Below are 18,377 nucleotides of genomic sequence, written 5' to 3'. Positions count from 1 at the left end.
TCTATCCTTTCTCTGGGTTCCTATGCCTGCACGCCGAATGGCAAGGTAAAGCGGACATCGCCTTCCACCATGTCGCGCATGTCGGTGAGACCATTGCGGAACTGCAGGGTGCGTTCAAGGCCCATGCCGAAGGCGAAGCCGGTGTACTCCTCCGGATCGATGCCGACCGCACGCAAAACGTTGGGGTTAACCATGCCGCAGCCACCCCACTCGATCCAGCCGGCGCCGCCCTTCTTGTTCGGGAACCACACATCGACTTCAGCAGAAGGCTCGGTGAACGGGAAGTAATTCACGCGCATGCGAGTGGTGGTCTCCGGACCGAAGAGAACTTTGGCCAGGTGCTCCAGAGTGCCGCGCAGGTGGGCCATGGTCAGTCCCTTATCCACGGCAAGGCCTTCCACCTGGTGGAAGACTGGCGTGTGGGTCGCGTCGAGCTCGTCGGTACGGAAAACTCGGCCTGGGCAAGCGATGTAGAGCGGTACATCACGCTCGAGCATCGTACGCACCTGCACCGGCGACGTGTGAGTACGGAGAACCTGCTTCGAGCCCTCCTTACCCACATGGAAGGTGTCCTGCAACGTACGTGCCGGATGATCGGGCTTGAAGTTCAGAGCATCGAAGTTGAAGTACTCAGCCTCGACCTCTGGGCCGTCGGCGATTTCCCAACCCATGCCCACGAAGATGTCCGCAATGCGCTCCGACAGCGCAGTAATTGGGTGTAGTGCACCGGTCTGCGCCCGGGTAGTTGGGACGGTGACGTCGACTTTCTCCGCCTTGAGCTGCGCGGCGCGAGCCTCCTGCTCGAGCACTTCACGAATTTGTGCAAAGCGCTTCTCCATCTTGCCGCGCGCGATGTTCACCGCACGCCCAGCATCCTTGCGCTGATCCTTTGGCAACTGCCCCAGCGACTGGCGGGCCTGCGGGATATAGCCGCCATCACCAAGGTGCTCACGGCGGGCGGAAGTGAGCTCGTCGAGGTCGGATGCAGCCTCGAAGGCGGCAATGGCCTTCTGCGCGGCGGCCTCGAGGGCCTCTTCGGTCAATTCGATCTGAGGTGTGTCGGACACGTGCCTTGATTACCTTCTTCTCGCACAAAAACTAACGCGAGCTATCTTACCGTGCTCCCCGACTTCTGTGGCCACCAGCCCCAGCCCAAGGAGAGACTAGCGGTTCTGCTGCTTGGCAGATTCGTACAGGCAGATGCTGGCAGCCGTGGCAAGGTTCAGAGACTCTGCACGGCCCAGAATTGGAATGCGCACGCGCATATCGGCTTCATCCAACAGTTCTCCTAGTCCATGCGCTTCGTTTCCAAACAGCCATACGGTGGGTTGGGAAAGGTCCGCATCCGCGAGGTCCACCTCGCCGTCAGCGGCCGTTGCCAGCACCTGCATGCCGGAGGAGCGCAACTTACCCAAGACATCTTTGATATTGGGATCACGAGCCACGGGAATATGGAAGAGTGAGCCTGCTGATGCACGCGCGACTTTACAGCCCAAAGGGTCGACCGTCTCACCCGCGAAGATGACGCCATCGGCGCCCATGGCATCCGAAGTCCTGATCAAGGTACCTGCATTGCCCGGCTCGGAAGTAAGCACTGGGACTGAGACCAAACGCGGCTTGCCCGCCAGGATTTTACCTGCAGTCCACAGGACAGGACGGCACACAGCAAAGAGGCCTGTGCTCGTCGCCGTATCGGAGAGGTGCTTGGCTGCCTTGTCGGTGATGGGATGAACATAGACGTCCATATAGCCGCAGGTTTGCACAATATGTGCAAAGCGTTCGGCGGCCTTTTCCGTTACGAAAACGTCCGTGGCTGCGCCAGTGGACACCGCTGCGTCGACAGCATTTTCACCCTCAATAAGGAAACGCTCTGCCTTCCGACGGCTAGCGGCACGATGCAATTTTGCGGCATTGACTATGCGTGGCGTGCGCTCGGTGAAGGCATTCTCAAAGTCCAGTATCATAGCCTCCACCCTACCGAGGCCTCCTGCGAGCTCACGGATCGCATGGGCAGCACAATGCAGCTAGCCCACCTCTTCCAAGCTTGAGAGAGGTGGGCTAGAAAATATGTGCAAAAGACTACTTCTTCAGCGGGATGCCGTTGGAGTCTCGGTCATAACCGCCTGCACCGGCGATGATCATGATGAACTCAATAATCACCCAGATCCAGAGGATACCCGCCGAGATTGCACCAATACCCAGCCACGACGTTAAGACGCTAAAGACACAGAGGGATACCTGGCCGATAGCGCGACCCGTGCGGCCAACGTAAAAGTTATGAGCGCCGAAGCCACCGAGGAAGAAAGCCAGCAAAAGGGCAACCAGCCAGGACTTCTGCGGCGCGTTGACCGGAGCCTGCTGAGAGTAATACTGGCCTTGACCTTGGTACCCGCCCTGCTGGGCCGGCAGGTTCTGGCCGTAGTTGCCGCCCTGGTACTGGTTTCCGTTGGAGTCGAACGGATTGGAGTACTGAGGGTTATTGCCCGAAGCATTCGGGTTGTTCTGCTGGAAACCGCCGTTGGGGTTGGTCATGAGAAAGACTCCTTTTTAAGCCTGTAAACACAGGAAGAGAACGTGGGAACTTGATTAAGGTAACACAAAGCACACGCCATGTCCCCTTTTTCTTCACCTCACTGGGGCCTATTCCCCATTGGCTCCTGTTCCCATAATTGAAGCTTGGAACGCCAAACGCCCACCGTTTCCTTGTTGTGGGAAGCAGTGGGCGTGGGCAGGCTAGTGAAAGCTTAAGCAGCCTTCGGAGCGTTAACGTCCTCCGGCAGTGCAGCCTTGGCGGCCTCGCACAGAGCGGAGAAAGCCTCGAAGTCATTAACAGCAAGCTCAGCCAGGATCTTGCGGTCAACCTCAATCTCAGCCAGTCGCAGGCCGTGGATGAGGCGGTTGTAGGTGATGTCGTTCATACGAGCAGCAGCGTTGATGCGCTGGATCCACAGCTTGCGGAACTCAGACTTACGGGCGCGACGGTCGCGGTAAGCGTAAGTCATGGAGTGCAGCCACTGTTCCTTGGCCTTGCGGTAAAGACGGGAGCGCTGGCCGCGGTAGCCCTTAGCGGACTTCAGGATCGCGCGACGCTTCTTCTTGGCGTTAACTGAGCGCTTTACTCGTGCCACAGTAATACTTCCTTATCTTGATTGTGGTGTGTGGAAATGGAGTGTTTCGGCGCTGACTATGCGCGGCCGAGAAGGCGCTTGATGCGCTTGGTGTCTGCCTTGGCAACGTCCTCGGTGCCCTTCAGGCGACGGGTGCGCTTGGAAGGCTTGCCCTCCAGGAGGTGGCGGCGGTTGGCCTGCTCGCGACGCAGCTTGCCGGAGCCGGTCACCTTGATGCGCTTGGCGGTGCCCTTGTGAGTCTTCTGCTTCATGAGAATTAAATCCTTAAATCCTAAGTGGAGCGTGGTCTACTTCTTGCCTTTGCGGACGGGCCCAAGAACCATGGTCATGTTGCGACCATCCTGCTTGGGGCGCGACTCCACGACGCCAACCTCTGCGACGTCATCAGCCAAACGCTCCAGCAGACGGAAACCGAGCTCCGGGCGCGACTGCTCGCGACCACGGAACATGATGGTTACCTTTACCTTGGAACCCTTCTCCAGGAAGCGCACCACGTTGCCCTTTTTGGTCTCGTAATCGTGATCATCAATCTTCGGACGGAACTTCTGTTCCTTCACCACGGTTTGCTGCTGATTCTTACGGGACTCGCGGGCCTTCTGGGCCTGCTCGTACTTAAACTTGCCGTAATCCATGATCTTGGCTACGGGCGGCTTCGCGTTCGGGGCGACCTCGACCAAGTCAAGGTCTGCTTCGTACGCGAGCTTGCGAGCATCGTCTGTACGAACGATGCCCACCTGTTCACCACCGGGGCCAACAAGACGGACCTCGGGTACTCGGATGCGCTCATTAATGCGAGCTTCAGCGCTGATTGTGGTTCTCCTCGATTGTGGGGGCTAGTAGTGTGCCTACCGTGACCACAAACGAATAAATCCCGGTGCCATAGGCATCCGGGAGTTTCTTTTCAAGCACGCGCCATAAATGACGCCTACTCTTAACCTTTATCCTGCACTGGACAATTCATCCTGCGCGGCATCGGGTGGGAGAAACTCCGCTTGCGGCCCAAGTACCTCCTGGAGGAGGCGCTACGGGCGGTAGTGCGCACTACTCTATCACCGCGATCATCGTGAGCCAAATCGGCGTGCCGACGTGTTTGTCGATACCTCTCTTGCAGCGGTTGACGACGTCCCTACCACCGCTGATGGCGCACTGGGTTGCGCGCAACCTTCCAACGGCGTTAGTGCTCTGGCTTTCAGCGCCTCAGAGACCACTCGGTCAACTCCGGCGGCTAGCATGTCGAGGGCGGGTATCGCTTCATCGGCATACTCCCCAGGCATAGTGACCTCAATGGCCAGACCCACCGCGCTATTCTCCGCAGTCCCGCCGCCTGCAGTTTCTCGAACTCCAATTTGACGGTGAGTATATCCGTTATCAGTTTCAGATAATCCCCAGCCACCTTTGGCGCGGGTGTCCGGCAGCTTATCAAGCCCATTGTCTTGCCACTCCACGATGTCATCCATCGCGTCATACACTTGCTCAGCTTCTGGTATGCACGGCAAGTGCGCGCCGAACTTCGCTTGTTCTTCGAGCGACCACGTGGAATAGCCAAAGGGTTCGGCAAATTCACCGGTTGAGTCATACTCTTTCAACAGGGATTTCACCGCGCTGCCGGCATCCCCCTCGGTCCATTGGACGTGGGACCACAGTGCATAGGCTGCATCATTATCAGATTCTTTAATTGCGAGGTCCACGAGCTCGAGGCTAGCTCCATCACGCAGAGCGGCAATGGCGATGGGAACCTTCACGGTCGACCATGCGGGTTCATGGCCCTTGAGCCCAGCGTTGAACGTCTCCTTTTTATCCGCCACGGACACACCGGCACGAACGTCAAACTCGCTTTCTACGTCGGCGATAACGGCGCGCAGCTCCGAGGACACGTCGAAGTTCGGCGTATCACCCTCACCTGCTTCTTCAGTAGATGGATGCTTGATGTTCTGTTCGGGGCTCGAACAGCCAGTTAAGGTTGTTGCCACGGCGAGGCAAAGAGCTAAAGCAGCCCTGGGGGTGTTCTTCTGCCTCACCATCACACCATCTCCTTGAGGAAACCTCCCGTATAGGAGCCTTCTACCTGCGCCACGTCCTCCGGCGTGCCTTGGGCCACGACAGTCCCGCCACCGGAACCGCCTTCTGGCCCCATATCCACGATCCAGTCGGCGGCCTTGATGACGTCTAGGTTGTGCTCAATGATGATGACCGAATTGCCCTTGTCCACCAGCCCCTGGATGACGAGCATAAGTTTGCGGATGTCCTCAAAATGCAAACCAGTCGTCGGCTCATCCAAGATGTAGACCGTGCGTCCATTCGTGCGCTTCTGAAGCTCGGATGCCAGCTTTACGCGCTGTGCCTCACCACCAGAAAGCGTCGTAGCGGCCTGACCCAAGCGGACATATCCCAGGCCTACCTCCACCAAGGTGTTGAGGTAGCGATGAATTGAGGTGATGGGTTCGAAGAACTCGGCTGCCTCCGAAATCGGCATATCGAGAACCTCTGCGATGTTCTTACCTTTATAAAGGACCTCCAGCGTTTCGCGGTTATAGCGGGCACCATCACAGACCTCGCACGGCACGTAAACATCGGGCAGGAAGTTCATTTCAATCTTGATGGTGCCGTCGCCTTGGCAGGCCTCACAGCGTCCACCCTTAACGTTGAAGGAGAACCGCCCCGGCTTGTAGCCGCGGACCTTCGCCTCCTGGGTTTCCGCGAAAAGATTACGAATCTTGTCGAAGACGCCTGTGTAGGTTGCCGGATTCGAGCGCGGGGTGCGGCCGATGGGGCTCTGGTCCACCTGCACCAGCTTGTCTAGGTGTTCCACGCCCTCCACGCGTGTGGCACGACCGGGCACTTGGCGGGCACGGTTGAGCTTGTTGGCCAAGGTCTTGGCCAGGATTTGGTTGACCACTGTGGACTTTCCTGAGCCAGACACACCAGTGACGCAGACGAGGACGCCCAGTGGAATCTCGACGTCAATACCCTTGAGGTTATTCTCGCGCGCGCCGACGACCTTGAGCATGCGCTCGGGGTCAATCTCACGGCGTGTATCCGGGACCGCAAGGTTCTTCTTTCCTGACAGATACTGCCCCGTCAGGGACTCCTCCACGGATTCGATACCGGCGGGTTCTCCCTGATAGACCACAGTTCCGCCAAATTCGCCGGCGCGGGGGCCAACGTCGACAAGCCAGTCCGCTTCCCGGATGGTGTCTTCATCATGTTCCACCACAATCAAGGTGTTTCCGATATCGCGCAGGCGCTTCAACGTGGCGATAAGGCGCTGATTATCGCGCTGGTGCAGGCCAATCGAGGGCTCATCCAGCACGTAGAGGACTCCCGCCAGACCAGAACCAATCTGGGTGGCGAGTCGAATGCGCTGTGCTTCACCGCCGGACAACGTGGAGGCGCCGCGGTCAAGGGTGAGGTAGTTCAGGCCGACGTCGAGAAGAAAGCGCAGGCGAGCCTGGATTTCTTTGAGCACGGCACCGGCAATGATCTCCTCGCGGTGGCCCAACACGAGCGAGTCGAGGAACTCCGCCGCCTCCTCGATGGACAGCGCCGTCAAGCCAGCGATGGACTGCTCGCCATGTGCGGTGGAGGCTAAGCGCACCGCCAAGATTTCCGGCTTCAGGCGGGTACCGCCACAAGCGTTACAAGGCACGCGGCGGGTGTACTGAAGCAGACGGTCCTTCTGGGATTCAGAATCCGTCTGATCGAGCTTGCGTTCCAAGAAGCCGATGGCACCCTCGAACGGCGCGGTCCAGTTGCGCTGGCGGCCATAGCGGTTCTTATAGCGCACGCTGACTTCCACATCCGTGCCATAAATCAGCGCGTGGCGCTGCTCCTTGCTCAGCTCGGACACCGGGGTGCGCGGATCAAAGTCCAGGGCTTTCGCTAGCCCTTCAACCAGTTTGACAAAATATCGCGCATTGGGGCTCGACGTCCACGGTTGGATGGCTTCGACAGCCGGGGCATCCGGATCCGGGATCAACAAATCCACATCCACTTCAAGGCGCGTGCCCAAGCCATCGCACACCGGGCAGGAACCGAAAGGCGCGTTGAATGAGAACGCGCGAGGCTCGTATTCCTCAATGGTCAGCGTGTGGCCGTTGGGGCAGGCTGCTTTCTCCGAGTAGGTGTGTGTGAGCTCTTCGCGGTCTACGAAATCCAGGGTGACTAGGCCGTCTGCCAAGCGCAGTGCTGTTTCCACCGAATCCGTCAGCCGCTGCTTTTGGGAAGCCTTCACCTGCAGGCGGTCCACGACGACATCGATGTCGTGCTTGATCTGCTTCTTCAGCTTGGGCGGGTCACTGAGCTGGTAAAGCTCACCATCCACCCGAACGCGGGAATAACCCTGCGCCGCGAGATCTGCGAAGAGGTCAACGAACTCGCCCTTGCGGCGGCGCACCACAGGGGCAAGGACCTGGAACTTCAGCTTCTCCTCGTGACTTAAGACCTCATCCACGATCTGCTGCGGGGTTTGGCGCTCAATGACGGCATCGCACTCAGGACAGTGCGCTGTACCCGCGCGAGAAAAGAGCAAACGCAGGTAGTCATAAATTTCAGTGATGGTTCCGACGGTGGAACGCGGATTGTGGTTGGTGGATTTTTGGTCAATGGACACCGCCGGTGATAAGCCATCGATAAACTCGACGTCCGGCTTATCCATTTGGCCAAGGAACATGCGCGCATAAGAGCTTAAGGACTCCACGTAGCGCCGCTGGCCCTCGGCGAAGATGGTGTCAAAGGCGAGTGAGGACTTGCCGGAGCCTGATAGACCGGTAAACACCACCAGGTTATCGCGCGGAATGTCGATATCCACGCCCTTGAGGTTGTGCTCACGCGCGCCTCGTACGACCAAACGATCAGCCACTAGTTGCTGCCTTCCTACACAAAAGAATGTGTGTTCAGAGAGTTCTCACTCAGAATGTACCCGTATGGTTGGACTTATGAACAACGCGCTTGAGCTTCACAAAATTTCCGTGTCCGAGATGGACAACAATTGCTACCTGTTGTGCGCCGGTGACGAGGCGCTGCTTATCGACGCCTCCGCTGACGCCCCTGCGCTGCTCTCCTTGGCCGCCGACCATGGGGTAAAGATCACTTCCGTTCTCACCACGCACCGTCATTGGGACCACGTGCGCGCGCTCAAAGAGGTTCTGGATAAAACCGGTGCCGTGCACTACTCCTCTTTCCTGGACTCCCCGGCCTTGCCGGCACCCGTCGACGTCGAGCTCAAGCACGGCGATACGCTCCCATTCGCCGGCTACGAACTACCCGTTATTATTCTGCGCGGACACACCCCCGGCGGTGCGGCCATTGCCGCAGAGATTGATGGGGTTACCAACCTTTTCGTTGGTGATTCACTCTTTCCTGGCGGAGTGGGCAAGACCACCTCGGAAGGTGACTTCGTGCGTCTGTACAAGGATGTCACGCAGCGTCTCTTTGATGTCTACCCGAACGAAGCGATCGTCCGCCCTGGGCACGGCGCACCCACAACGCTCGGCGCAGAGCGCCCGCACATGGACGAATGGTGGGAGCGGCGTTGGTAACAACTTATTAACTGCTGCACTGACAGCGGCACTTGCTTAACCCGCGTACTATGGTGTGACGAACGTCTTTAAAGATCTATTGAATGGAGCACGTTATGATTCGTAAATTTGCCCGTCCTATGCTGGCCTCCGTGTTTGTCTGGGATGGTGTGGATACGCTCCGCAACACCTCGGAGCACGTCGCGGACACCGAGTCCGCGCTCAAGCGCCTGCGCAAGGTGCTGCCCCGCGAATATGCAGGCTACATCCCAAATGACCCAGAGCTCGTTACCCGCGCACTCGGCGGTGCAAAGACCGCTGCAGGTACCACCTTGGCACTGGGCAAAGCCCCGCGCACCTCGGCTGCAGTGCTCGCGCTGACGCACGTCCCTAACCTGGTGGGCAACGCTTTCTGGACCGCCGATTCCAAGAAGGACAAGGAAGCACAGCGCAACAGCTTCATCACCAACACTGCCCTACTTGGTGCCTTGGCCATTGTTACGCAGGACACCGAAGGCAAGCCCTCCGTGCGTTGGCGTGCTGCCAAGGCCTCGGAGCGTGCCAACAAGAAGATCCAGCAGGCGCTGCCGGGTAAGTCCGAGCAGCAGAAGTTCGCAGAAGACTTCTCCAACCGCGCCAACGAGATTTCTTCTGATGTGACCAATAAGGCTAATGACTGGTTCGAAACCGCCAAGGACTACGTCGAGGACAACCGTGATGATTGGGAGTCCGCTGGCCGGGACTTCATCGACTCCGCGCGCTCCTTCGTCGAGGACAAGGCTGAGACCGCTCGTGAGTTCTTTGAGGAGAACAAAGATGATTGGCTTGACGCTGCACGTGACAACACCGAAACCGCCCGCAAGGGTCTGGTAAAGGCAGCCGGCAAGGCACAGGACCGCGCTGACGAGGCCCTAGCCAAGGCAGATTCGCTCGACGGAAAGCGCGCCCAGAAGAAGGCTCGCAAGCGCGCTGAGAAGCTCCAGAAGCAAGCCTCCAAGAAGCTGGATAAAGCTTTCAAGAAGTTTGGTGACCGCTTCTAAGCTCTCCTTCCTACGCTGCGGAAAGCCCCGCAACGCACCGCGATAATTACCGCGGTGGAGACAACAACGGCTCAGCTAGTATGCTGGGCCGTTGTTCTTTTTCCTGTCCACTCTTCCTTTATCTCCCTTCTTACTTCCCGTCTGTTCACGAGAAGCCTTCATACGCACCCAAGGAGCCTTGTGTCTGAATCTTCACCCGCGACTCACACCGGGAAAACCAGCGCCCACGCGAGCGAGCACAGCGCCGAAATAGCTAGCGAACAAGCCTATGTCGACGGCCTCTTTGAGCGTCTGGACAACGAGGTCCACGCTGCCAATGTTCGCCTCAACGAGGTGCAAGCAGCCGTCGACCCTCATACCCCAGATGCTGATGCTCTCGTGCGCCGCGAAACCGAGTACCACGGCCTACAAGCAAAACTGGATCGGCTTAACGTTGCCCAACTCGGTCTAGTTTTTGGGCGCATCGACATTGATGCACCTGGCGATAATCCCACCCCGGAAGGCCTCGACCGCCGCTATATCGGCCGCATGGGACTTGATGCCCGGGAGGAGGACTACCGCACGCTTCTTTTGGATTGGCGTGCCCCGATGGCGCGGCCCTTCTACCTGGCAACCACTGCGCACCCTGAAGGGGTTCACGTCCGCCGGCATATCAGGACTACCGGTCGCACTGTCACCGGTATTAGCGACGAGATCCTCGAAGGAGACAACACTGCAGCAAGTAGCGATGTCGCTAGTGAATCCGCCCTCCACCACGTCATGCAGCGTGCCCGCACTGGCCATATGCCCTCCATCGTGGAGACCATTCAGCGCGAACAGGATGAGATCATCCGTGACAGCACGCGCGGCGTCATGGTGGTCGAAGGCGGACCAGGAACCGGCAAGACGGCGGTGGCGCTGCACCGTGTGGCTTACTTGCTCTACACCTACCGCGAACAATTAGCCGCCACGGGCGTGCTCATCGTGGGCCCCAATTCCACCTTCCTGGAATACATTTCCCGAGTACTCCCGGAACTTGGTGAGACCGGCGTTGTACTCTCCACCATTTCTTCTCTCTTCCCCAGCATCGAGGCTACACACGCTGAAACCTTGCTCGCCCGCGAAATCAAGGGTTCAGAGGCCATGGTGGAGATTCTCGGCAACGCGGTGAAGGACTACCAGCGTGTGCCCGAGCAGCTGCGCACGCTGGAGATCGATCGGCTCGAGCTCACCGTGGCCCCCCAGATGGTCAAGGCAGCACGAACCCGCGCACGGCGCTCGCGCAAGCCGCACAACGATGCTCAAGCGGCGTTTGCGGAACACCTCATTGAATCGCTGGCCCAACAGATGGCCGAACGCATCGGTTCTGATCCGCTGGGAGGCGCCAACCTGCTCTCCCGCGCAGATGTGGACCAGCTCCACGATGATCTTGCTGAAGAACCGCAGGTCCTGGAGCTCATCGACGAGTTCTGGCCCCATCTGGCGCCTACAGATGTGCTCGCCGAGCTCCTGAGCAGCACCGAACGCATCGATTCAGCGGCCAGCGCCTACGATGAGGAAACCCGGGGTGCCCTCTACCGCGAGGATGGCCGGGCTTGGGCGGCGTCCGACGCTGCGCTTCTCGACGAACTCGCTGTCCTCATCGGCATGCCAGACCCAGAAGCGGAACGCGCTGCAGAGGAGAAGGAATGGCGTGAGCAGGTCGCCGAGGCAGAAGATGCCCTCGACATTCTGAGCTCATCTGATTCCACCGACAACGATGATGACATGTTCGAAGCGGAGATTCTCTCTGCCCACGACGTCATCGATGCCGAGCACCTCGCTCGACGCCACGAAGTTCGGGATTCCCGCACCACCGCTCAACGTGCCCGCGAGGACTACACGTGGGCTTACGGGCACGTCATCGTCGACGAGGCACAGGAGTTGACCCCAATGGAGTGGCGCATGATTTTCCGGCGCAGCCCTTCCCGGTGGATGACGCTCGTCGGCGATACCTCCCAGACTGGAGCTCCCGCCGGCGTTGATGATTGGGGCGAGACTCTCGAGCCTTTCGTCGGCCAGCGCTTCCGATTGCACGGTCTGAGTGTCAACTACCGAACCCCGCGCCCGATCACGGAGCTGGCCAACCAGCTCCTTCAATCCATCAACCCCGAGGCGACGCCAGGCATCGCGGTGCGCGACGGTGTGGACGTTATCTGGCAGGACGGTGAGAGCGACCTTCAGCCCGCAACCTTCCAGGACGCTGACGGGCGCCTGCGCGCTGTGATCACCGCAGCCAACGTTGAGCAGATCAAAGGACTGGAGTTTGACCACGTCACCGTAGTCAATCCGGATGACATCGTGGAAGCGTCCCCGCAGGGTCTGCACAACCTCTACGTGGCGCTGACGCGTGCGACGCAGTCCCTCACCATCGCCGGCCGCTACGCGGAGGTTTTCCGTTAATCTGGTGCGCATGGCACTTTCCGATATCGCCCGCAAAGTCGAATCCACCGCAAATGCTTACTCGCTCAAGCGCTCAGCACGCAAAGGCTGGCGCCCCAGTGTTACTGGCTATGCCGGCTACGGCAACGAGGAATTCGTCCACGTGCTGGGGCGGGTCCTCATGCATGACCCTGCCGCCGAAGAGCGCGATACGTGGGCTCAACGCGGATACCGCCAGTTCTTCACCATTCAGGTCACGCACCACGAGGTTGAAGTTACGGTTGGCGGGAAAACGGTAGCGGGCACCACGAACGACAACGGCTATGTCGACGTGCTAGTCCATGACCACGGGCTCGAACCCGGTTGGCACGAGGTCACCATCCGGGCCAAGGGCGCCGAGGAAGCCAGCGCGGAGGTCCTCATCGTGGATAAGGACACGACCTTCGGTGTGGTCAGCGATATCGATGACACCATCATGGTGACGTGGCTGCCACGCGCGATGATTGCGGCGTGGAATTCTTGGGTCAAGCGCACCAATACGCGCAAACCAGTAGAAGGCATGGCCAGCTTCTACCGAGAGATCTCCCAGCAGCACCCAGAAGCTCCCTTCATTTACCTCTCCACCGGTGCGTGGAACACCTATGACACGTTGGTGAATTTCATGGCGGACAACGGATTCCCCCGTGGCCCGCTACTCCTGACGGATTGGGGGCCTACACCTACCGGCCTCTTCCGCAATGGCCTGGAGCACAAGCGCGTCCAATTGCGAAACCTGTTCATCGCTTTCCGCAAACTGCGCTGGCTGCTCATCGGCGATGATGGACAGCACGATCCCTTGACCTATGCGGACGCGGCAGCGGAGCACCCCAACCATGTGGCAGCAGTTGCGATACGCAACCTCACACCGCAGGAGCAGCTGCTGTCCCACGGTTCGCTCGCCCCTTTGGTAAAGGTCAACGAGCAGTCTTCTTTCGATATCCCGCTCATTCAAGGCACCGACGGTAACGCCCTTGCCAGTGCCTACCGCATTCTTCCTTCCAGCTAGGAAGATAAGAAAAGGCGCGCAGCGGCCCAGGTAACCCTTTCTTTGAAGGTCTCTGGGCGCTGCGCGCCGTGCACGCAATAAAGTGCTAGTTGACGGTGTGGACAATCATGACATCGCAATCAGACTGACGTGCGACATCCGCCGGAACCGAACCAAGCAGGCGGCCGGTCAGGGAGTTGATTCCACGGTTACCCACGATGAGCAGGTCTGCCTTGTTGTCGTTGACAATGGACATCAGGGCCTGAACCGGGGTGCCCGGGCGCACAGCGGTCTCCACCTTCGCCACGCCGAACTTCTCTGCGTGCTCCTTGCCAGAGGCGAGGTTGGCCTGGGCCTTCTCATCACCGAGAATCGTCACGGAATCCTGGCGCAAAGTCTTGGAAGCCTGCTCCTGGTTCTCGTAGTAGGCGCAACCGATGATGAGGGTGGCATCGAAGGCTGCGGCGATCTTGGCGGCGCGCTCCACAGCAAGCAGGGAGGACTTGGAACCGTCGGTGCCGACCACGATCTTGTTGTAATCGCTCATGATGACCTTTCTTCGCTGGCCTCAACCATGAGGCCACCGCTTGACAAAATTTTAAAGCTTTTGCGCACCCGCTAGTCTAACAACGCTGGCGCGTTCACGTCGATCAGCGCGCACGAGGCTCAGCGCGCCATGTTCTGCCCTAGTCAGTGGTGTTGACCACGACGACGTCAGCGTGGGCTTTACGAGTGAGCTCCGTAGCCACGGAGCCGAACACGCGACCACGCACCGAATGAATTCCCTTGTTACCCACAACGAACATATCAACGTCGTGGTCCCTGCCGACTTCGAGGAGCGAATTCACAGGGTCACCGGACTTAGCGATGATCTCAATCCGCTCCGCCCCCTCGCTGTGCGCAATCTCCGCGGCATTGTTGAGGAAGCTTTCCGACATCTCTTCGCTCACAACCGGTACTCGGGCATCCTCTGAGTTCGGGGCGCCGAGCATCGAACCCGAGTGGTTGTAGAAAGCAGACACGATAATCAGTGTCGCGTCATAAGCGCGCGCCATGGATGCGGCAGAACGGACAGCGCGCATGGACGTCTGAGAACCATCGGTTCCGACAGCGATAACGTTGTAGCTCAGCATAATTCTCCTTATAAGTAGCGATTAATCCTTAACAGTATGACACGGTCTGCTATGCCGAGACGGGTTTTACCCGCACATTGAGTTGGCAAATTTCAGGACTGGACGCGTCGTCAAATGCCGGCCTCCTTGAGACCGCGTTGCTCCTTTTTCAGATCAGCGATCTCATCGCGTAAGCGCCCCGCCAACTCGAATTTGAGCTCCCGGGCTGCCTCGCGCATTTGGGTCGTTAGGTCGTCGATAAGCGCCTGCACCTCGTCGGCAGCCATGGAGGACACATCCGGCTTGTCGACGATGGCCGTGGGATCCGCGTCCTGCCCCTGCTCATCGGCGTTCTCATAAACCTGGTCCAAGATATCGGCGATCTTTTTGCGTAGCGGCTGCGGGTCGATGCCGTGCTCCTTGTTATAGGCAATCTGCTTCTCACGGCGGCGCTCAGTCTCCTCGATGGCTTCCTGCATTGAGTCCGTAATCTTATCGGCGTACATGATGACCTCACCGGACACATTTCGGGCGGCGCGGCCAATAGTCTGAATAAGCGAGGTGGTGGAGCGCAGAAAACCTTCCTTATCGGCATCCAAGATGGCGACAAGTGAAACTTCAGGAAGGTCGAGGCCCTCACGCAGGAGGTTGATGCCCACGAGGACATCGAATTCCCCCAAGCGCAATTGGCGCAGCAGCTCCACGCGCTGAAGCGTGTCAATATCCGAGTGGAGGTAGCGCACCTTGATACCGTGTTCCAGCAAATAGTCCGTGAGGTCCTCTGCCATGCGTTTGGTCAACGTCGTGACCAGGACGCGCTCCTGCTTCGCGGTGCGGGCGCGGACCTCATCGATGAGATCATCAATCTGGCCCTTGGTGGGCTTGACCGTCACCTTGGGATCTACGAGGCCGGTGGGGCGAATGACCTGTTCCACGAACTCGCCGCCGGAAGCCGTCATTTCGAAATCACCGGGCGTCGCCGACATGTACACCGCTTGTCCCACACGTTCTTCGAACTCATCGAAAGTGAGCGGACGGTTGTCTACGGCAGAAGGCAAACGGAAGCCAAACTCCACGAGGTTGCGCTTGCGGGCCATATCGCCCTCAAACATGCCGCCGATCTGCGGGACGGTCACGTGAGACTCATCGATGATGGTGAGGAAGTCCTCTGGGAAATAGTCCAGGAGTGTCGCCGGCGCGGAGCCGGCGGGACGTCCATCAACGTGGCGCGAATAGTTCTCAATGCCGGAGCAAAAGCCCACCTGCTCGATCATCTCAAGGTCGTATTCGGTACGCATGCGCAGGCGCTGCGCTTCGAGCAACTTGCCGCGGTTCTCCAGCTCCGCGAGGCGCTCCGCGAGCTCCTCCTTGATGTCCTCGATGGCACGGGCCATGCGCTCTGGCCCAGCTACATAGTGCGTTGCGGGGAAGATTCTTACCTCGTCGACCCGCTCCAGCACGTCGCCCGTCAAGGGGTGGATGTAGTAGAGCTCGTCCACGTCATCGCCGAAGAACTCGATGCGCACCGCGCGCTCTTCATAGGCAGGGATAATATCCACGGTATCGCCCTTGACGCGGAAGGTTCCGCGCGTAAAGCCCACGTCATTGCGCTCATACTGAATATCCACGAGCAAGCGGAGGAAGCGATCGCGGTCGATCTCCTCCCCTTCCTCTAGCACAACAGAGCGATCAAGATAGGACTGCGGCGTGCCCAGACCGTAGATACACGACACAGAAGAAACCACAACCACATCACGGCGAGAAAGAAGAGCTGACGTGGCGGAGTGGCGGAGGCGCTCCACGTCCTCATTAATAGAGGAGTCCTTCTCAATGTAGGTGTCCGTCTGCGCGATATAGGCTTCCGGTTGGTAGTAGTCGTAATAGGAGACGAAGTACTCCACCGCGTTGTGCGGGAGAAGCTGGCGCAGCTCATTCGCCAGCTGCGCCGCCAGCGTTTTATTCGGCGCCATCACAAGTGTTGGGCGCTGCTGCTTTTCGATGAGCCAGGCGGCTGTCGCGGACTTACCAGTACCCGTGGCACCCATGAGTACCACGTCGCGCTCGCCGCGACTGAGCCGCTCATCCAGTTCCGCGATGGCGGCGGGCTGGTCGCCAGCGGGCTGGAATTCGGACTCAACACGGAACTCGGCTGAGCGCCGCTCGATTTCGCCAACAGGGCGATGTTCGGAGACGGGCAGGATGGGGTGTTCAGCAGCAAAAGCCATGCTGACCAGTCTAACGCGCACACCACGAAACCTGCTAGGGCCCACTAGCTAGGCAACCTGTCTCACCTGTGTCTGTGAAGGGAGGCCTCACTGCATTTTAGGGCAACGCCGCGCGCGTCCTGCGCAACCACAGTTCAAGCTCACCCGTGGTTTCCCACAACGCATAAATCGGGGAACTGTTGGGCTCCATCGCTGTATTGATTTTCTTGCGCAACCAGGCCCGGGTTTGTGGTGTGCGCAATGCTTTAACGTCATCCGCGCTAATTCCAGCGGGGAGCTCATCTTCAGGCGTGGTGGCCAATGCCCCCAGGGCGATGATTACCCCAGCATCGTCGACATCGATGGGAGAATCCACGCAGCTTTTCTTAAACGTATCAAGATCGAAGGAGCCATCACGGATTGCCGCGAGCACTTCGCACGCGGCGTGATTATCAAAAGGCCCAACATCCCACGTTCCCATGGAGGTGCAGATTAAGCAGGGAATGTGAACGGGATGCGAGCACAAGGTAAATTTTAGCCGCCATATCCTTTAAAAGTTGGCGCTCTCCTTTAGAATCTGCTGACATGAAGCTTCGTTCTCTTACCAGCGCGTTGACCATTGCCGGACTAGTGCCTGTCGCTATCGTGACCCACTCCCCTGCGGCCCACGCGTCACCGTGTACGGCCTACTCGAGGTCCGGCAGCTTCACGTCGAAACCCGAGACTTCCGGCTCTTCGCTCGGTGGGCTCGACGCCCTACTCGGCAGCTCTTCCCGGTCCAGCAGTTCGGGCAATACTGAGGCACCACAGCGCAGCAACTATAACCAGCGCCAGATTAGCGGCGGGCCAACCCAAATCATGCAGCTCATCACTGGTTCCGGTTCTCCAAACCGCACCGACCGGAAGTTTGATATTTCCGGAACTGACCTCGGCATCGCCTACTCGGATGGCGCGGGCAAATCCTACTATGTCTTCGGCGATTCCATGGATTGCTCAAGCGAGGGCGACGGGTGGCGTTCCAACCTCCTTTTGCGCACGAGCGACCACGACTATGGTGACGGCCTGCGCCTGGAGGAAGCACTAACGAACTCTGGATGGTCGGCTCAAGGCCGGGCTAAGGAGTTCATCCCTTCCCAGAAGGTGGGAGATAAAGACACCAACGGCGAGCGCACCACTATCCCCACGGCCGGCATAGTGGTCGACGGCGTGCACTACATCGACTACATGTCGGTGCGCTCCTGGCACGATCCGAAGACCGGCTGGTCCACCAACTTTGGCGCGACCGTGAAGTCGACTGATGGCGGAGTCACGTGGCGCGCAGTGCCAGAGGCCACCCGAACCAACACTAGCCACGGTGCGAACGCGCCGATTCCCGGCGGCGCCAACTACCGCAAAGGGTTTGAAAAACTTCAACAATCAGCCTTCATCGAGCACGACGAGTACATTTACCGCTTCACCACCGGCAACGGCCGCCGCGGCCCAGCATATTTGTCCCGTGCGTTGAAGTCGGAGTTTCCTAACGAGGAAGCCTTCAGCTACTACTCTGACGGCTCCTGGGTGAAGAATCCGGCGCGCGCCACCGAGGTACTCGACGGCAAGGTATCCGAACTCTCTGTGGCTTACAACCACTACTTGGGCAAATACATCACTATGTACGGGGTGGAGGGCGAAGGCATCGTTATGCGCACGGCCGATAGCCCAGAAGGCCCATGGTCGCCGCGCCGCATGCTGGTGAGTGAAAAGACCACCAAGGTCGTCAGCGGCCAGCCGCTCAATGACACCTATGCTCCCTTCGTTCTGCCGAACCAGGACGATCAGCACCTCTATTACACTCTGACGTCCTGGCATGACTACAACACCATGCTCATGCGCACAGACCTCGACTTCGTGGGCGAAGACATGGAAAACAACGACCACGTTGAAGTCTCTGACGTCGTAGCGACGCGTTAGTTA

The 18,377-nt window shown here is 58.8% G+C and carries 17 protein-coding genes; 5 read left to right on the top strand and 12 right to left on the bottom strand.

Annotated elements, in window-relative coordinates; genetic code table 11:
- Positions 1-20: 20 nt before the first annotated feature.
- The 8 genes from pheS to uvrA all read right to left on the bottom strand — a co-directional run bounded on the left by pheS (position 21) and on the right by uvrA (position 7,986).
- Entirely contained in the window at positions 21-1,067 is a 1,047-nt protein-coding gene (gene pheS / locus HMPREF3147_RS09355) for a phenylalanine--tRNA ligase subunit alpha (protein ID WP_070446907.1), read from the bottom strand.
- Between the two features lie 96 nt (positions 1,068-1,163).
- Positions 1,164-1,964, bottom strand: coding sequence for a TrmH family RNA methyltransferase (locus tag HMPREF3147_RS09350; protein ID WP_070446905.1), 801 nt, complete (start codon positions 1,962-1,964; stop codon positions 1,164-1,166).
- A gap of 115 nt (positions 1,965-2,079) precedes the next feature.
- A complete protein-coding gene (locus tag HMPREF3147_RS09345; RefSeq protein WP_070446903.1) occupies positions 2,080-2,532 on the bottom strand; it encodes an NINE protein in 453 nt (150 codons plus the stop codon).
- A 212-nt stretch (positions 2,533-2,744) separates the two neighbouring features.
- Positions 2,745-3,128: a 50S ribosomal protein L20 gene (rplT, locus tag HMPREF3147_RS09340; RefSeq protein WP_005323264.1), complete on the bottom strand. Its 384-nt coding sequence runs from the start codon at positions 3,126-3,128 to the stop codon at positions 2,745-2,747.
- Positions 3,129-3,184: 56 nt separating this feature from the next.
- On the bottom strand, positions 3,185-3,379 hold the full coding sequence (gene rpmI / locus HMPREF3147_RS09335) for a 50S ribosomal protein L35 (RefSeq protein ID WP_039675593.1): 195 nt from the start codon (positions 3,377-3,379) through the stop codon (positions 3,185-3,187).
- 36 nt (positions 3,380-3,415) lie between these two features.
- A complete protein-coding gene (infC, locus tag HMPREF3147_RS09330) occupies positions 3,416-3,937 on the bottom strand; it encodes a translation initiation factor IF-3 (RefSeq protein WP_080550383.1) in 522 nt (173 codons plus the stop codon).
- 249 nt (positions 3,938-4,186) lie between these two features.
- Complete coding sequence (locus tag HMPREF3147_RS09325) at positions 4,187-5,098, bottom strand: serine hydrolase (protein WP_246815756.1); 912 nt, start codon at positions 5,096-5,098, stop codon at positions 4,187-4,189.
- A 50-nt stretch (positions 5,099-5,148) separates the two neighbouring features.
- Positions 5,149-7,986: an excinuclease ABC subunit UvrA gene (gene uvrA, locus HMPREF3147_RS09320; RefSeq protein WP_070446898.1), complete on the bottom strand. Its 2,838-nt coding sequence runs from the start codon at positions 7,984-7,986 to the stop codon at positions 5,149-5,151.
- Positions 7,987-8,062: 76 nt separating this feature from the next.
- Between uvrA and HMPREF3147_RS09315 the strand changes: the two genes are divergently transcribed.
- From HMPREF3147_RS09315 to HMPREF3147_RS09300, 4 genes are all read left to right on the top strand, one after another.
- Positions 8,063-8,665, top strand: coding sequence for an MBL fold metallo-hydrolase (locus HMPREF3147_RS09315; protein WP_070446896.1), 603 nt, complete (start codon positions 8,063-8,065; stop codon positions 8,663-8,665).
- Positions 8,666-8,760: 95 nt separating this feature from the next.
- Positions 8,761-9,684 carry a DoxX family protein gene (locus HMPREF3147_RS09310; protein ID WP_070446965.1) on the top strand — a complete coding sequence of 308 codons (924 nt, stop codon included), beginning with the start codon at positions 8,761-8,763 and terminating at the stop codon, positions 9,682-9,684.
- A gap of 180 nt (positions 9,685-9,864) precedes the next feature.
- Positions 9,865-12,105, top strand: a complete 2,241-nt coding sequence (locus HMPREF3147_RS09305) for a HelD family protein (RefSeq protein WP_070446894.1) — start codon at positions 9,865-9,867, stop codon at positions 12,103-12,105.
- Between the two features lie 10 nt (positions 12,106-12,115).
- On the top strand, positions 12,116-13,129 hold the full coding sequence (locus HMPREF3147_RS09300) for an App1 family protein (protein WP_070446892.1): 1,014 nt from the start codon (positions 12,116-12,118) through the stop codon (positions 13,127-13,129).
- 85 nt (positions 13,130-13,214) lie between these two features.
- Here the strand turns inward: HMPREF3147_RS09300 and HMPREF3147_RS09295 are convergent, their stop codons facing one another.
- The 4 genes from HMPREF3147_RS09295 to HMPREF3147_RS09280 form a co-directional block, all read right to left on the bottom strand.
- Positions 13,215-13,655 carry a universal stress protein gene (locus tag HMPREF3147_RS09295; protein ID WP_070446890.1) on the bottom strand — a complete coding sequence of 147 codons (441 nt, stop codon included), beginning with the start codon at positions 13,653-13,655 and terminating at the stop codon, positions 13,215-13,217.
- A gap of 139 nt (positions 13,656-13,794) precedes the next feature.
- On the bottom strand, positions 13,795-14,241 hold the full coding sequence (locus HMPREF3147_RS09290; RefSeq protein WP_070446888.1) for a universal stress protein: 447 nt from the start codon (positions 14,239-14,241) through the stop codon (positions 13,795-13,797).
- Positions 14,242-14,351: 110 nt separating this feature from the next.
- A complete protein-coding gene (gene uvrB, locus HMPREF3147_RS09285; protein ID WP_070446886.1) occupies positions 14,352-16,445 on the bottom strand; it encodes an excinuclease ABC subunit UvrB in 2,094 nt (697 codons plus the stop codon).
- A gap of 97 nt (positions 16,446-16,542) precedes the next feature.
- The gene (locus tag HMPREF3147_RS09280; RefSeq protein ID WP_246815755.1) at positions 16,543-16,905 is read right to left on the bottom strand and encodes a DUF4259 domain-containing protein; all 363 of its coding nucleotides are present in this window, start codon (positions 16,903-16,905) and stop codon (positions 16,543-16,545) included.
- Positions 16,906-17,009: 104 nt separating this feature from the next.
- On the opposite strand from HMPREF3147_RS09280, the gene HMPREF3147_RS09275 reads away from it, so the two are divergent.
- On the top strand, positions 17,010-18,374 hold the full coding sequence (locus HMPREF3147_RS09275; RefSeq protein ID WP_070446882.1) for a DUF4185 domain-containing protein: 1,365 nt from the start codon (positions 17,010-17,012) through the stop codon (positions 18,372-18,374).
- Positions 18,375-18,377: the final 3 nt, after the last annotated feature.

It is taken from the genome of Corynebacterium sp. HMSC05D03, from assembly GCF_001807205.1.
In the GTDB taxonomy this organism is placed as follows: Bacteria; Actinomycetota; Actinomycetes; order Mycobacteriales; family Mycobacteriaceae; genus Corynebacterium; species Corynebacterium aurimucosum.
The sequence above is the reverse complement of the archived record's forward strand: the minus strand, read 5'-3'. Positions and strand labels throughout refer to the sequence as shown.

Excerpts from the sequence above, each read along its gene's own strand:
- HMPREF3147_RS09280 (WP_246815755.1), bottom strand. The coding sequence starts at position 16,905 with ATGGGAACGTGGGATGTTGGGCCTTTTGATAATCACGCCGCGTGCGAA.
- HMPREF3147_RS09295 (WP_070446890.1), bottom strand. The coding sequence starts at position 13,655 with ATGAGCGATTACAACAAGATCGTGGTCGGCACCGACGGTTCCAAGTCC.
- HMPREF3147_RS09315 (WP_070446896.1), top strand. The coding sequence starts at position 8,063 with ATGAACAACGCGCTTGAGCTTCACAAAATTTCCGTGTCCGAGATGGAC.
- rpmI (WP_039675593.1), bottom strand. The coding sequence starts at position 3,379 with ATGAAGCAGAAGACTCACAAGGGCACCGCCAAGCGCATCAAGGTGACC.
- HMPREF3147_RS09290 (WP_070446888.1), bottom strand. The coding sequence starts at position 14,241 with ATGCTGAGCTACAACGTTATCGCTGTCGGAACCGATGGTTCTCAGACG.
- uvrB (WP_070446886.1), bottom strand. The coding sequence starts at position 16,445 with ATGGCTTTTGCTGCTGAACACCCCATCCTGCCCGTCTCCGAACATCGC.
- HMPREF3147_RS09275 (WP_070446882.1), top strand. The coding sequence starts at position 17,010 with ATGAAGCTTCGTTCTCTTACCAGCGCGTTGACCATTGCCGGACTAGTG.
- HMPREF3147_RS09345 (WP_070446903.1), bottom strand. The coding sequence starts at position 2,532 with ATGACCAACCCCAACGGCGGTTTCCAGCAGAACAACCCGAATGCTTCG.
- HMPREF3147_RS09310 (WP_070446965.1), top strand. The coding sequence starts at position 8,761 with ATGATTCGTAAATTTGCCCGTCCTATGCTGGCCTCCGTGTTTGTCTGG.
- HMPREF3147_RS09300 (WP_070446892.1), top strand. The coding sequence starts at position 12,116 with ATGGCACTTTCCGATATCGCCCGCAAAGTCGAATCCACCGCAAATGCT.
- HMPREF3147_RS09350 (WP_070446905.1), bottom strand. The coding sequence starts at position 1,964 with ATGATACTGGACTTTGAGAATGCCTTCACCGAGCGCACGCCACGCATA.